This is a genomic window from Listeria costaricensis (assembly GCF_900183385.1).
In the GTDB taxonomy this organism is placed as follows: Bacteria; Bacillota; Bacilli; order Lactobacillales; family Listeriaceae; genus Listeria; species Listeria costaricensis.
Map to the genome: position 1 here is coordinate 34,705 of NZ_FXUT01000024.1, position 15,454 is coordinate 50,158.

Annotated in this window: 10 protein-coding genes; all 10 read left to right on the top strand. The window is 43.7% G+C overall.

Annotated elements, in window-relative coordinates; all coding sequences use genetic code 11:
• The first annotated feature begins 10 nt into the window (after window positions 1–10).
• The 10 genes from CS921_RS13785 to CS921_RS13835 all read left to right on the top strand — a co-directional run bounded on the left by CS921_RS13785 (window position 11) and on the right by CS921_RS13835 (window position 15,258).
• Complete coding sequence (locus CS921_RS13785; protein ID WP_240422376.1) at window positions 11–859, top strand: energy-coupling factor ABC transporter ATP-binding protein; 849 nt, start codon at window positions 11–13, stop codon at window positions 857–859.
• On the top strand, window positions 849–1,655 hold the full coding sequence (locus CS921_RS13790; protein WP_099224880.1) for an energy-coupling factor ABC transporter ATP-binding protein: 807 nt from the start codon (window positions 849–851) through the stop codon (window positions 1,653–1,655). Before CS921_RS13785 ends, CS921_RS13790 begins: the two co-directional genes overlap by 11 nt.
• Window positions 1,656–1,748: 93 nt before the next feature.
• Window positions 1,749–3,191, top strand: a complete 1,443-nt coding sequence (locus CS921_RS13795; protein WP_099224882.1) for an MFS transporter — start codon at window positions 1,749–1,751, stop codon at window positions 3,189–3,191.
• 132 nt (window positions 3,192–3,323) lie between these two features.
• Complete coding sequence (locus CS921_RS13800; RefSeq protein ID WP_240422374.1) at window positions 3,324–4,271, top strand: nucleoside hydrolase; 948 nt, start codon at window positions 3,324–3,326, stop codon at window positions 4,269–4,271.
• 49 nt (window positions 4,272–4,320) lie between these two features.
• Window positions 4,321–5,235 (top strand): ribokinase, encoded by a 915-nt coding sequence (gene rbsK, locus CS921_RS13805; RefSeq protein ID WP_099224886.1) that lies wholly within the window; start codon window positions 4,321–4,323, stop codon window positions 5,233–5,235.
• A gap of 201 nt (window positions 5,236–5,436) precedes the next feature.
• Window positions 5,437–6,426, top strand: a complete 990-nt coding sequence (locus tag CS921_RS13810; RefSeq protein ID WP_099224888.1) for a LacI family DNA-binding transcriptional regulator — start codon at window positions 5,437–5,439, stop codon at window positions 6,424–6,426.
• A gap of 88 nt (window positions 6,427–6,514) precedes the next feature.
• Window positions 6,515–7,177: a uracil-DNA glycosylase gene (locus tag CS921_RS13815; RefSeq protein ID WP_099224890.1), complete on the top strand. Its 663-nt coding sequence runs from the start codon at window positions 6,515–6,517 to the stop codon at window positions 7,175–7,177.
• A 599-nt stretch (window positions 7,178–7,776) separates the two neighbouring features.
• Entirely contained in the window at window positions 7,777–9,423 is a 1,647-nt protein-coding gene (locus CS921_RS13825) for an aryl-sulfate sulfotransferase (RefSeq protein ID WP_240422375.1), read from the top strand.
• A 484-nt stretch (window positions 9,424–9,907) separates the two neighbouring features.
• Window positions 9,908–12,841 carry a WxL domain-containing protein gene (locus tag CS921_RS13830; RefSeq protein ID WP_099224896.1) on the top strand — a complete coding sequence of 978 codons (2,934 nt, stop codon included), beginning with the start codon at window positions 9,908–9,910 and terminating at the stop codon, window positions 12,839–12,841.
• Between the two features lie 572 nt (window positions 12,842–13,413).
• On the top strand, window positions 13,414–15,258 hold the full coding sequence (locus CS921_RS13835) for a LapB repeat-containing protein (protein ID WP_099224898.1): 1,845 nt from the start codon (window positions 13,414–13,416) through the stop codon (window positions 15,256–15,258).
• Window positions 15,259–15,454: the final 196 nt, after the last annotated feature.

Genomic DNA, 15,454 nt, shown 5'->3' on the forward strand with positions numbered 1-15,454 from the left:
TTTGGAAAAGGTGTTGGAAGTACGAAACCTATCATATCGATATAACCAAAGTGATAAAGCGAGTTTAACGGATGTTAGTTTTCATGTAGAGAAAGGCGAATTTTTCAGTATTATTGGACCTAGCTCTGCCGGGAAAACGACTCTTTGCAATGCGCTTGTAGGGCTTATTCCACATTTCTTTGTGGGCGCAAAAACAGGGCAGGTGTTGGTGCAGGGAATGGATGTGGACGAAGCTGATACAGGGCACTTATCCACTGCTGTCGGTCTGGTTTTTCAAAATCCGTTTAATCAACTTTCATATACAACGGAAACGGTAGCTGAGGAGCTGGCTTATGGTTTGGGGAATCGAGGCGTTTCGCGGGAGGAAATGCTCGTGAAGATTGCAGATGTAGCCCAGAAAGTACATATAGAGGCGCTGCTGGAGAAAAATTCATTGGATCTCTCGGGCGGGCAGGTGCAGCGCGTGGCATTCGGTTCGACATACATACTTGATCCGCAGATATTGATTTTGGATGAATGTACAGCTCAGCTCGATCCGATGGGTAGCGATGAACTGATGCAGGTGGTCAAAAAACTGAATGCGCAGGGGATTAGTGTCATTATGGTGGATCACTCTATGGAGCGGGTGGCTGAATATGCAGACCGGGTGATGATTATGAATGAGGGAAGAGTGTGCGGAATTGGGACGCCTAGGGAAATATTCACACAAGAAAATGCAGACCGCTACCAAATTGAACTACCTGATTTTGTGAAACTTAGCTATGCTTTGAAGGAAAAAGGTTACTGGAAGGGTGAGATTGCTTTAACAGAATCTGAGGCGCTCAAAATGGTGAGGGAGTTGGAATTTTATGATTGTTGAAATGCGGGACGTGCGCTATGAATATCCGTCCGGTGAAGAGGCTTTATGCGGGATCAGCTTTTCTTTGGAGACGACAGAGCCTGTTGCCATTATCGGGCAAAATGGGGCGGGGAAGACTACCACCGTTAAGCATTTGAACGGCTTATTGAAGCCAACGTCTGGAGAAATATTCATCGAAGGCATCCCCATTCAATCTCGGCAAACAGCAGAATGGGCTAAAACGGTCGGCTATGTGTTTCAAAATCCGGACAACCAACTTTTTCTAGAGACGGTGAAAAAAGAATTTGAGTTTGGTCCCAAGCAAATTAAGATGTCTAAAAAAGAAATGGCCGATCGAATGGACTGGGTGGCTGAATTAGTGGGATTAAGTGAGCAGCTTTCTGTGCACCCTTTTGACCTGTCGGCGGTTGAAAAGAAGTTTTGTACGATCGGCTCCGTGCTGATGATGAAGCCCAAAATCGTCATTTTTGATGAACCGACGTGTGGGCAGGATGTGGAAGGAAACAAGCGTTTAAAAAGGATTATTCGCGAATTGGAGCAGCAAAACATTCTTTGCATAACCATTTCACATGATATGAAGTTTGTCGCAGAGAATTTTAAAAGAATGATTGTTTTGAGGAAAGGAAGTGTGATTTTAGATGGCACAAGAGAAGAAGTATTTAAAGAAACTGAGAAATTGAGTAGCAGCTATGTGTCGGCACCACCCATTACAAGGTTAGGACAAGCGTTAGGCTTTGATCAGTTAGTGTTTGATGCTGATGAATTTATCAAAAGATTTGAGGTGGAGAGAAAATAAGGCTGATGCAGCGGCAAGCCTGGGGAGTTAGATCAGCAGCTGGAAAATGGAAATCAAAGTCTTGCGAAAATATATAACAAGGAGAGAAATATAATGGCAAATACTGAAAAGCAAGGTCAAGTCATTGGCGTGCCCGTTCCAGAAGAAGGGTCCGCAGAATTTGAAAAAATGAATAAGATGGCTAAAAAAGCGATTCCTTTAATTTTATTGATTTTTACTTTTGGTATTTTGGAACAGCAGGCATTTGGCATGATTTTTGTAAACATTGGGGATCAGCTTGGTTCCGCTAGTTTGGCTTCCTTGATTACGTCGATTCCGGGAATCATCTTGGGGATTGTCTGTGTCATCTATGGTTCACTAGGCGACTTTGTGTCACTCAAGAAAATGACCGTTCTAGGCGTTGTGATTTTTGTGGTCGGCTCTGTCATCGGCTTTCTTTTTGGACCGATGAACATCTGGGTGGTCATCATCGCGCGGGTTCTGCAAGCTGCCGGTGGACAAGTGGCCGGGTCGGTTTTCCTCGTACTGGTTTCTAAATATATTGCAAAAGAAAATCGAGTGATCTATTATGGAATATTTGTTGCAGTCTTCCGTTTTTCGGCAGCGCTGGGTGTCGTTGCTGCCGGCTATGTGGCGCAGATCGACTGGCGGTGGCTATTTGCAGCTCCGATCGTCTCCGTATTCTTCCTGCCATCACTGATCAAAAATCTTCCAGATGTCAAAGTGGAAGGGGCAAATATTGACTGGGCTGGTTTCGCATTGATTGGGGCATTCGCCGGTGCTGTCACAATGTTCTTTACGGATATGAATGCTTTCTGGGCCATTTCTTCTGTGATCACACTTATCCTGTTCATTGTTTATATCAATAAAGCTAAAAATCCTTTTATCACACCAGAGTTCTTTAAAAATCCTGCCTTTATTGCCACAATGTCAGTTATTTTTATCGGTTACTTCTTCAGCTACACATTAAATGCCGGCGTAAATGCAATCGGACTAAATGTGTTCCATATGAATTCAGCAGAGGTCTCCAATCTATTGGTTTGGTCGATTCTATTAGCAGCTGTACTCGGCTTTGTCTGCGGTCCGGTTGTTAAGCGGATTGGTCGCTCTGCGGCTATCATCATGGCCTTAGCCTTTATGGGACTGGGACTTGTAGCGATAGCCTTTGCGATTCCTTATGGAGCTGTAGCGGCACTAGGAATTGCGCCATGCATCTACTATTTTGGGACTTCTTTCTTCTACTCACCGATTGTAGATACCGCAACACTTACAGTTCCACCAGAAGAATCCGGACGCGTGCTCGGTGCCAATGATTTGGTGCAGGCGATTACGGGCTCTGTCGGGGTAGCAGTATTCGGTAGCATGTTCTCTTCGGGTGCTTTGTCTGGCGGAAGTATTACAGGTGTAGATGCAGGAGCCGCTTCCACCTATTCCAACGTATTCTTAATTGGCGGAGCAATCGTTCTATCTGCACTTATCATCTTTATTTTCACCAAGAAAATGATTTACAGATATGCCAACTCCATTAAACGATAAATTATAGAAGAACACCCTAGTGATTTTCGGCATAATGACAGGATGGGAAAATCACTAGGGCATGCATTGCACTATTCGGACGCAATTGGTTGAAAATTTTAGTCATAAAAAAGAAATTGGAGGTAAATAATCATGAAAAAAGTAATTTTAGACTGTGATCCCGGGCACGATGATGCTATGGCATTGCTAATGGCGATTGCTTCTGAGAAAATTGATTTACTAGCGGTCACCACATCGGCTGGCAATCAAAAACCTGAAAAAACGTTTGCCAATGCGCGAAAGTTACTTGCACTGGCGAAAAAAGAAGAGATACCTGTGGCGATGGGGGCCAGTAAGCCACTTCGTCGAGAGCTAATTATAGCGGAAGAGGTGCACGGGGAAACGGGGCTGGACGGTGCGGAATTGCCGGAACCTTCTGTAGCCGCTCGACAAATTTCAGCCAATGATTTAATCGCGGATATTTTGCGGAATTCAGAAGAAAAAGTGACATTGATTGCCACTGGTCCATTGACAAACATCGCCATTTTCCTTCTGTCGCATCCAGAGCTGAAGGAGAAAATTGAGCAGATTTCCTTCATGGGAGGCGCCTGCTTTGGTGGGAATTATTCACCGCACGCAGAGTTCAACATCTATGTCGACCCGGAAGCTGCGGATATTGTCGTTAAATCGGGCGTGTCGGTCGCCATGTTTGGACTGGACGTGACACTAAAAGCGCAATTATTTGAACGCGACATTCAAGAAATTCGGGAAATCGGCAATCAAGTTGCGGTGACGATGGCGGATTTGCTAGACTTTTTCCATCTGACAACGACGGTTCCATTTTGGGCGGATGAAAATCATGTGGAAGGCATTCACATGCATGATCCCTGTGCCGTTGCATATGTGATTGACCCAACACTTTTTAAAGTCTATCCAATGAATGTACAAGTGGAAACGGGCGAAAATTTATCGCTAGGGAGCACAGTTGTCGACTATGATAATGTGCTGGGCAGAGAAAAAAATGTTTCAGTAGGATTCGAGGTGGATTTACCAAGATTTAGAGAATTAGTTATGGACACAATGAAATATTTCAATGATTGAGGAGTTAGTGGGAAGATGAATCATTGAATATAAATGAGAGGGAAGAATTATGAATAAAGTGACCATACTAGGTAGCATAAATTTAGATACCACACTAAGAATGAATCAATTACCAAAGCCGGGCGAAACGGTGCATTCCTATGAGGCCTTTAGTAATGGCGGCGGAAAAGGAGCCAATCAAGCCATTGCGGCACGTAGGAATCGTGCGGAGACATCCTTTATCGGCGCGGTGGGAAATGATGAAGCGGGAAAACTGCTCGTCGATTTATTGAGCCAAGATGGTGTGGATATTTCAGGGATTCGCATTCTGGAAAAAGAAAAAACGGGTTCAGCGATCGTAATGGTAGATGATCAGGCTGAAAATAGTATAGTCATTCATTCAGGTGCTAATCATCAAATTGTGATTGAAAAGACGGAGCAGATCGTCCGTTTTCTTGAAAAGAGTGATTTTCTCATTTCGCAATTTGAAATTAATTTAGAGGCCATTACGAAGGCGTTTGAACTGGCAAAGGGGCTGGGTGTGAAGACGATTTTAAATCCCGCCCCTGCCATGAAAAATATCCCGGAGACACTTCTGCTCAATACAGACATCTTCATTCCCAATAAAAGTGAGGCGGAAATGATTACAGGAATTGACATCAAGGGTGAACAGGAACTCTATCAAGCGAGTAAAAAAATACAAGACTTGGGTGCCGAGTTAGTGATCATAACCTTAGGCAACAAAGGCTCCTACTTTTTAAAAGGGACAAAAACTGGCCGGGTGCCCGCTCGAGTTGTCAAACCAGTCGACACAACTGCTGCGGGGGATACCTTTATTGGGGCCCTTGCAGCTGTATTAAAAAAAGACTATTCCAACTTAAAAGAGGCCATTGAATATGCTACCTGTGCATCGGCCCTTGCCGTTCAACGATTTGGTGCCCAATCATCCATCCCTTACGCTGATGAAGTTACGCAATCGATGTAGGAAAATGCCTACTTCTATAAGAAATTCTAGTAAACTGGATGGATTTTTGCGCGCTTTTCACCAAATTAGGCGTATAGGAGGGAGAAATAATTCTTCGGGTCCTGTAGAGGAGCAACTTCTAGCCTGCAAACAATCATTGGCGCGGCTATCCCATTTTTGCTAGAATGGTAGTATCACAGCAATTCGTGCGGAGGGGTAAAAGTGGGAGCTACGATAAAAGATGTCGCCAAACGGGCCGGCGTTTCCATTGCGACAGTTTCGATGGTCGTGAATAATAAAGCGGGACATATCACACAAAAAACCAAGCAGAAAGTGTTCGATGCGATTCAGGACTTGGATTATAAGCCCAATTATACGGCGCGCAGTCTCGTTTCTTCTGAGAGTCATACGATTGGTCTCTTGGTTCCGGACATCACGAATCCTTTCTTTGCCGAGCTGGCCAAGGAACTGGAAAATAGTCTCAATCAGGCGGGCTATATCACCTTTCTTTGCAACTCCTGCGAAGAGCCCGAGCGAGAAATGCGCTATGTGGAGGAGCTGATTTCCCGTTCTGTGGACGGCTTGATCATCTGCGGCCTGACCAGCCTGGAGACCACCATGTTTGATGAATTGAAACTGCGCGGCATCCCGTTTCTAATCCTCGACAACCGGTACGCGCTTTCCGACTATTCCATCCACGTCGACGATCTGGCCGGCGGAAAAATAGCCGCTAAGCATCTCCTTACAAACGGCCATACCAAGACGGCTTTCATTGGCAGCCAGGCCGAGTTTGCCAATATTGGCGAGCGGTACCGCGGCTACAAGGAGACCATCGAAAAAGCAGGCGGCACGGTGACCGGTTTCCGAACAGATTTGACCCGTAAAGGTGGCCAACTGATCGCGCAGCAGGTGTTTGAAGCCGATGTGACCGCCGTATTTTGCAGTAATGACATGATTGCGGTCGGGCTTTATGACCAGGCCGTGTCGAGCGGCATCCGCATCCCGGACGACCTGTCGATCATCGGCTATGATGATATTACGTTTGCCGACATTGTCCAACCGAAACTGACCACGATTCGCCAGCCAATCCCGCAAATCGCAGCGAAAACCGTGGAACATTTGCGAGAAATGATTCAGGAAAAAAGTTATTCATTTAAAGAAGAAGTCCTGCCCGTTTCACTCATTGAGCGGGATAGTGTGAAGAAGCGATAGGCGTCCCGAGCGCCTGTCGTTTTTTAGGTTGCCGCATACAAATTGGCTAGGATATAATAGAAAATAGAGAGAAAGAGGAGGAGCCAACATGCAGACAATTACGAGCGACTGGAATCATTTACTTGCAGGCGAGCAGCAAAAACCTTATTTTCAAGAATTAATGGATTTTGTTCATAAAGAATACGCGGAAAAAGACATTTATCCCCCAGAGGACAAAGTGTATAATGCGCTTAATACGACGAGCTTTGCCGATACAAAAGTAGTCATTCTTGGTCAGGATCCCTATCATGGGCCAAATCAGGCGCACGGTTTGAGTTTTTCCGTTGCTTCAGCGGATGCCAAATTTCCCCCGTCTTTACGGAATATCTTTAAAGAATTAGAGAGCGACGTCGGTGTTGTACGGACCGAGCGGGATTTGACGGACTGGGCGGAACAAGGCGTACTGCTACTCAATACCGTGTTGACAGTTGAAGCCAAAAAGGCCGCCTCCCATCAGAAAAAAGGCTGGGAGAACTTTACGAATGAAGTGATCGAGCAGCTGAATAAAAAAGAGGAACAGGTGATTTTTGTTTTATGGGGCGGTCATGCACAGAAAAAAGAAGCACTGATCACAAATCCCAAACATAAAATCATCAAAAGTGTGCATCCAAGTCCGCTGTCAGCCTATAATGGCTTCTTTGGCAGCAAGCCGTTCAGTCAGATCAATCGGTATTTGGCGGAAGCAGGTTTGCAGGAAATTATATGGGGTTGAAAAGAATACATTAATCCCTAAAAGTCTGCAACTGTTCAAAATGATTCGGCGGCGTCCCGCACCAAGAAGCAGCCTCCTTAAACTGTCAGGTTGGCAACCCGCCTTCCTTTCTGAGGATTGTTGTGGAATGCTGTATTTGAAACCTAAATAAAAAAGCGCGCCCCTCCATGCTAAAAGGGCAATTTCTCTGTGGACGGCCTGCGCTAGAAATATTCATGGGAAATTAAACCGGATTTCAAATTTGAGGATAAGTTTGAAGAAAAAAAGTCAATAAAATAATTATTACTCATTAAAACTGCTAATTGGTAATGAAAATCGCCAAATAGTAGTTTTTTTGTATATTTTAAAGGGTAATGTAATCAAACTGAAAATTAAACTTTTGAGTAAGATGGCATTTGACTGATAAACACGTATTTCAGGTGTTGTGAGGGTGAAGGTTGAATTTTCTGTAATTTTAAAACATGTTAACATTGCAGAGATTTGCGTGCAATGAGTGCGTAATAAGTATAAGATTATTTTTACATTTAGTTTGCATCCTGTTCATAGTTTTTTCAAACTTTACTGCTAGACTGAATGTAGAATGTGAAAGGAGTTTCAAGGTGAAAATAAAATCGAAGAGGAAAGTACTTATATCCATCATCATTATGATTCTCATCATTGCGATTGCCGGGGGGCTAGGCTATTATTTCTATCAGAAAAAACAAGAAACATCCGATCCTACTGATTATATGATCGACACGAATCTTGTTGATGAGCAGACGAAAATCGAGAAGCAACTAACTGAAGATAGCCAGGACAGCACATTTGAGGATCCATATGTCAAACTAAACCCATATGGAACGAGTCCATTATCAGCACTTATATTATTTGATACGGATGAAAAGACCAAGATTTCCGTTGAAGTTGAAGGGAAATCAAGCGATACGACCATCCGCTCTGAAGTGAATGATACCTATACAACCCATCATGAAGTACCCGTTTTGGGGCTTTATGCAGATACAGCAAATACAGTAAAAATCATTGCAGTGACACAAGACGGCGATGTGAGTGAAAAAACAGTGACGATTCAAACAGATAAATTGCCGGATGACATGCCGGACATTGAGGTTGTGGAAAGTGACGCCCAGAAAATGGAACAGACGGGCAATCAGCTGACCTTTATGACGCCAAGCACAAAATATGCCTATGGTGTAGATTCAAACGGTGACGTGCGCTGGTATTCAACGAAGTATAACAGTCATGTTTTTAAAGAATTGGAAAATGGACATCTGCTTTATTTGACGAAATATGATAATGACGATGATACATATTCGCTACTTCTTGAAACCGACTACTTGGGAAAAATTTATCATGCGTATTCGATGACAAGCGATCCGGAGAGTGAGGTGGCAGGGTCATCATCCAAATCGGCCATTCACCATGATGCGATTGAGCTTCCGTCCGGGAATCTGCTGCTGACAATTAACGATGGCAGTAAATACATGGAAGACACCATGATTGAAATCGACCGGCAAACAGGTGAGATTGTCAAAACGATCGACTTGAAGGACATTTTGCCGAAAAGCTTCTATCGAGATTATAAAGCGCGGTCTGACGGGAAAGTCGACTGGTTCCACCAAAATGCAATCTGGTACGACGAAAGTGATGACAGCATTGTGATTTCCAGTCGTAATCAGGATACCATTATGAAACTTGACTATGAGACGACGGATATTAAATGGATTCTGTCTGACAAAGAAGGCTGGCCGGATTCCTATCAGAAATATCTGCTTGAGCCAACCGGAGATGATTTCAAATATCCAGCTGGTCAGCATGCGGTAGAAATTTTACCAGATCAGGACAACAATTCGGATACGATCGATATTCTGCTCTATGATAATAATATTGTGGTATCGCGCGGTGACGAAGAGGAATCGGGTAAATACAGTGAAGCCGTTCAATATCGAATCAATGAGAAAGACAAAACCGTGGAAGAAGTGTTCTCGTTCGGTAAGGATTTAGGCGAGGATTACTGGACGGAAATTGTCGGCAGTGCACGTTACATGGAAACGACCGGGAACTATCTGGTCGACTTTGGGCATCGCCATGACGGCACGGAAAGTAGCGTCTTTGAAGTGGACAAGGATGGAAACATTGTCTTTGAAATGAATCTGACGAACTTCCCGGAATCTGCTTGGGCGTATCGAGCTGAACGACTCAGCCTGTATCCTTCCAGCTACACCTATCAAATGACACAAGATGAATAATAATGAAAGCAGGCAGCGACTGCAGTGCGCCTCCAAAGTTCGATTTTTTGGAGCGCGCTGCAGACTTTTAAAGAAAGCCTGCTTTTTTTGATGGCTTGATTATCCGCCCGCTATATAAAATACAGATAATTCCTGAAAGACGAATAGAGAGGCAGTAATTCAACAATGTATTCTAGTTCACGTTTTAGTCACAATTAAAATAAAAATTTTTCATTTTTTAAGACAAGTCTAGACCTAAGTGATAAAATTTGTTTGTGGTCCTGTGGCTGTTTTTTATTCAGTCAGCCATCGAGCCCTCTTCGCAAGTGATCTTTTTAACACTCCACGATTTTTATCCTACTTAAAATCACGCACTCATCTATTTTTAGAAAAATCGCATACAATTGATTGATTTTTCAAATAAATCATTTTTGTAAAAGCCGTTCACGTTGCTGGTGTGCGACTTCTTCAAGTAATCCAATCAATCAGAAAGGGGAGTCGGACAATGAAGAAAATTGTTTGTTTTTTTGTGGTGGCTATCATTATTTTAGCCAATATTCAAATCAGTCCGAAAAAAGGGATCGAATCTCTAGCGGCTCAGGCGGCGGATTTGCCGATTGTCATTAATCAGGGAGGAAGAGATGCATTTAATATCCCGGCTGATAGTCATGCAGCTATTGAAACCATGCCAAAAGGGTTTGTACAAAATGATCTTTATAAGCCTAATTTAGAGAAGCGGGAATTAAATTCCTTCAGTGTGCCGATCTACAGTACGGTTAAAGAGGCGTTTCCACTAAATGATGGAACCTATTTGCTGGTGCTAGAGGTGGATAATATCAAGGCTCCCTCCAAACCGTACCGGATTGCCACAAATTTTGTTGTGAAAACAGACCAAAACGGACGCATTCTTAAAAGTAAATCGATTCCTAAAGGCACAGAGGGACTGGCGGTTGATTTTACCAGAACCTCCGGAGATTTTGGTGCGTATTCAAGGTACTACACGGGGAAAAAAGTGGCGTCTAACCAAGTGATGCTTTACTATTCGGGACAGAAGCCGGGAGAGTCAGCCAGTAAAAACAGGGGGATTCTAGTGGATGCTTCACTGAATATGACCTATTATGAAATCTCCAAAGAGCGCTTTTCTCCGCAGCAATTTGTGGAGCAGGTCGACTATTTGCCGACTTCCAAAGAGATTGTTCAAGCCGGCTTTATTTATGAGGGGACAAAAAATAAAGACAGTATTGAAGTGTTTACCATTGGCGATGCAGCAAAGTATGAAAAGCAGCGTTCCCTTGATGTCCCTACTTTTGCAGCCATTTCGCCGGGTGCAAAAAGTCCTGATTGGCAGCAGCTGTTGGGACGTGCTTCTCTGTACGACAATGCGACTGGCAGAATCGCCGGCATCCTGCGAACCTACAATCCGCTTTCTAGTGGGGTTGAAAATGGCTATGCGGTGATGTTGTGGGATGAAAACGGCCGCATATTGAAAACAGCCACACTCGCGTATAAAAATTCAGAGCCGATCGTGCAGAAACGCCTTTCAAATGGCAATGAGTATTACTATCTTGAAAATGATCCGCAAGCAGGGCAAGCATTTCTGAAAAAATTAGACATGACGAGTGGTGACGTGACCATTTGCCAAACCTTTCCTTTTGGGACGAATATTCAAATCATTCCGCAGGCCGGGGCGGATCATGCGTATACGTTCTATGGCTCGATTGCGTCGGCAGAAGGAATATTTGCCGGGTATGGGAAGGCGCGTACAGAAGGTGCCATTACCGGGATGCTGAATCAGGATTTTTCTTTGAAGAATGCGAGTATAACCAATGTGAATGGCAGCATTGACCAGACGATCAGCATTCCGAAAGCAGATGGAATGATTTTTGTAGGCGGGTCTACAACGGCGACAGATTTTAGCCCCATGCCTGCAGATGGCTGGCAAAATCAGGCGGCACTAAGCGCAGGTCGATTGGGGAATGCCTATTTTGGCTCGATGCAGGTGGTCAATGATTATGCACCGGCGATTCGTGTAGGGGGACCGGCTGTCATCAACAAAGATACTGTGACGGATTGGGATGCGGCTTTATTAAAAGATGTGGAAGTAACGGATGTATTTGATTTGGCAACGAATAGAGGCAATCATAGTCAGGAATGGCTCAATGGTCGCATCAATCGCAATCCGTTAAATGATCAGCTGGCCTATGACTGGGCTGCACTCGGCTTGAATAAGGAGAAGATCGGTCCCAACCGGGTCACCTATTTTATTACAGATGCCTCCATGCAGACAACAGCTAGTTCTAAGATTGTTAACGTGATAAACGATTCCACACAAACAGATGCCGAAAACAAATTGGCGATGGATGGGCATCCTTTTGATATTGATCTTGCGAGTGCGCCCAATCTAACGGAGGAAATGAGCAAAGATGCAGATCACGGCAAGCTGCTTGCTTGGGATATGGCTAACGGGACATTCTTCAAAGCGGCCGATATTCAGACGGATCAGGCGGAGTTGCGCGCTATTCAGCAGGCAAAACAGGGCGGGGCCTTTCCGCTTACTTTCAGGGTCACGAAAGAGGGAAGAAGCGTTACGAAGAGCATTTTGGTCTATGTGACAGATGAGCATACGGTTGTCGATGAAGAGCACGACAAGATTCTTTTTGCAGGGGATTTCTCCCTCAATTATCGAGAAGCCTTTACCTTTAGCTCGGCAGATGTGAAAACATATTCAAAAGCAGCCGCCTATCAATACAGCAAGGGGGAGCAGCTTCCGACTGAAAAGATCAGCGGAGACCCAACGCCAATCAATCGAATGCGTGCAGCTGGAAAAGTCAAGGTTACAATCACTTTAGCGGATGAAACGGCGCCGCTTACTACCCAAGTAACTGCGACGATTATCAATGACCGGACTGTTGATCCAGACGGCGGGGATCGTGAGCCGGATGATAAGGATAATCTGAATCCCAGACCGGCGAACATGGCGCTGACATATGCTAGTACGATCGATTTTGGCAGTGATGCTCTGGATAAACATGCCTATAATGCAAAAGATGTGTATTTTGGTCAAAGTAAAATGAAGCCGTGTGTGCAAATGGCGGATCATACAGATAAACAGGCGGGTTGGAAGATTATGGTCAAACAGCCGGCTCAGTTTAAGGGAGCAGATCAGAGCGAGCTAAGAGGGGCCAAATTGAAATTTGATGCTGACAGCAAGTCGCCACTTACGCGTACTGATAACCACGCCGCCTCTCCTGTACAACGGTCATTTGAGATCACCCAGTTCAATTGTAATTATGAAGTGATGACTGCATCGGCAGGACAAGGAAGTGGCATCTGGTCAACAAATTTTGAACAGGTAACATTACTGGTTCCAAGTGGAATATCCAAAAATCAAACGTATCAGACCTCATTAATTTGGACGTTGGCAAATGTTCCAGAATAAATGAACTGACAAACTCAAGGCGAGAAGGATCGACAACATTAGAAAGGTCATTTGAAGGACGATGAAATAGTCATTTTACGCGGGGATAACGGATGAGGAAGTTTCTATGGTTAATCTATGGAGGCTTGTCCGCTTATCCCCGCTATGCAATTGGTTGAGAAATACCAGCCGATGAAGGAGAAATACATGTCTCTATATGGAGTAGTTGAGTAGCAGTGGAAAATTCTTATATTTAGTTTCTATAAAGAGTTATTTTTTTGAGATGAATAGAAAAACATACATATAACGACAATAAATGACTAAAATGGCAGTCGTTTTCTCTGGGTTTGTTCAAAAATTAGACTTTTTTACAGGGCGAATAGTGGGACGAAGGTTTAAATCTAGTACTTTGAAATCTACTGAATAAACAATGGAACCTTTTTAGTAGCAATGGTTTTGGTAAAATGTGTCAAAAAAAAGAACATGGTTGCAGACGATAGATATTTATGGGTCTCCCCCTCCTCATTTAGTGGTGTCCTTAGTAAAATTAATTATTAGGAATACATATTTAGAAATAAATTAGGAGGATTAAGGTGAAAAAAACTGTTACCATACTAGTTTTGTTTTTTCTAATAGCACTTAGTATGTCTTCGTTTGCGGAAGAAGGGATTCCAAGCAATGAGCAAACTGTAAACGGTGAAGAAGTGTCTAACCAAACGCTTCAAAGTGTACCGGACGGGCAGACCTATCTACAGATTTTTCCTGACCAGGTGTTAGCGAAGCATGTTGCCGAAGCTGCAGGGAAAGAAGTGACAGATATTGTGACACAAGAGGATTTAAATAAAGTGACCTCTTTATCAATAACTTCTATGGTGGTAACAAATCTCGAAGGAATGGAATATCTTACCAACCTGACCTCTTTTTCATGTGTAAACTCAGGTATATCAGATCTGACACCACTTAGTTCATTGACGCAATTAAAGAGACTAATGTTGAGAAGCGGAAAAAAGATTTCAGATATAACCCCTCTTGCCAATTTAACGAATCTTGAATACATAGACCTTGGTAATTGTCAGGTTTCGGATATTTCAGCGCTGAAAAATTTGACGCATTTAACGACGCTCACATTGGATGATAATAAGATTACAGATGTCTCTCCCTTAAGCAATCTCGCCAATTATCAACCTAATATGAAAATAGACGTATCTAGGAATCAGATTTCGGATGTCTCTCCACTATCAGGTTTTAACAGCAAAAACTTAACATTGAATCAACAGCAAATTACATCTACAGAGTTTACTGCAACTTCTGAAGACACGATTAAGGTGCCGTGTCCGATCGGTTTAGATGGTCAGCCAATCTCGCCGCGGTACACGTCACCAGCGGGCGCTGTTGTCCAAAAAGATACAGATGGAAAAAGCTATGTTGTTTGGCCGAAAAGTATGTTTACACCAACAGATACAAGTAATCAGATTTTTGTATATATGGAATTTGGTGATCCTAGTCAGTATGCTTTTAATGGTGCCTATCGCGTGTTTGCTGATTGTACGCCGCCTACATTAACAGCGGATAATGAAATTACCTATCCTGTAGACAGTACGGTTTCATCGGAACAATTTTTGCAAGATGTGCATGCAACAACCGATGAAGGGTGCACGCTGGAAACCGATGTCTCGACAGCAGTGAAATGGGATACGGTAGGGGATTATACCGTATCCATTCGTTCTAGCAGCCCATATTCGAATATGAACGCCGAGACTAAGGTCACCGTCCATATAGTAGAAAAGGGGCCAACGCTTACATGTGATGACGAAATAACTTATGTACAAGGAACCACGCAGAGCAGTGAGCAATTTTTGCAGGACATCCATGCGGAAACGGATCCCAATGCCACATTAACGAGTGATTTTGATTCCGTTGTTCAAATGGACGCCCCGGGCGACTATACGGTGGAAGTCAAAGCTGTTTCAGATACCGGGGAACAAACAAAAGAGGTGAAGGTTCATGTGGTTCCTTACACTTTAGATATGGAGCAATCGCCGGAAGATATCACGTTCAAAACCTCTGAGCTGCAGTCAAAAGAGACGCTGATTACACGTGATGAAACCAGCCCCTATACGATCACCATTCGTGATACGCGAGCAGCAGACGCTCATTGGCAGTTGAAGATGAGCATTACAGAGCCACTCACTTCTGAAACGAGCGGTGAGACGCTGAATAATGCGCTTGTCTATCGTGATAAGAATGGGCAGGATACGGTGCTGCAACCCAATCAGGCTGTATTAGTTGGAAGTGACAAGACCGCCACACGTACAGGGGATGTCTTCAAGATTGAATGGGGATCAAACGAAGGAATTTTGCTCAAAGCTAATTTGAGTGGGGCGAAAGCAGAAACCTATTCGACGACGTTCCACTGGCAGTTGGAAGATGCACCTTGAGCAGATGAATAAAATTAAATTGTAGAACCTATGATCAGGTAGTAGCGCCATTTTTAAAATGGCTGTTGCCTGGTGGTAGGTTTTTTTCGTGGTGTTCCAAATGGTTTTCGATTTTTAATGCTGGGAGAATTGGCTGGTTTCGTTTATAATAGAAAGATGGAACGAATGTTCGTGATGGATTGATGAAGGAGCGTAA

Excerpts from the sequence above, each read along its gene's own strand:
- CS921_RS13800 (WP_240422374.1), top strand. The coding sequence starts at position 3,324 with ATGAAAAAAGTAATTTTAGACTGTGATCCCGGGCACGATGATGCTATG.
- CS921_RS13815 (WP_099224890.1), top strand. The coding sequence starts at position 6,515 with ATGCAGACAATTACGAGCGACTGGAATCATTTACTTGCAGGCGAGCAG.
- rbsK (WP_099224886.1), top strand. The coding sequence starts at position 4,321 with ATGAATAAAGTGACCATACTAGGTAGCATAAATTTAGATACCACACTA.
- CS921_RS13795 (WP_099224882.1), top strand. The coding sequence starts at position 1,749 with ATGGCAAATACTGAAAAGCAAGGTCAAGTCATTGGCGTGCCCGTTCCA.
- CS921_RS13790 (WP_099224880.1), top strand. The coding sequence starts at position 849 with ATGATTGTTGAAATGCGGGACGTGCGCTATGAATATCCGTCCGGTGAA.
- CS921_RS13830 (WP_099224896.1), top strand. The coding sequence starts at position 9,908 with ATGAAGAAAATTGTTTGTTTTTTTGTGGTGGCTATCATTATTTTAGCC.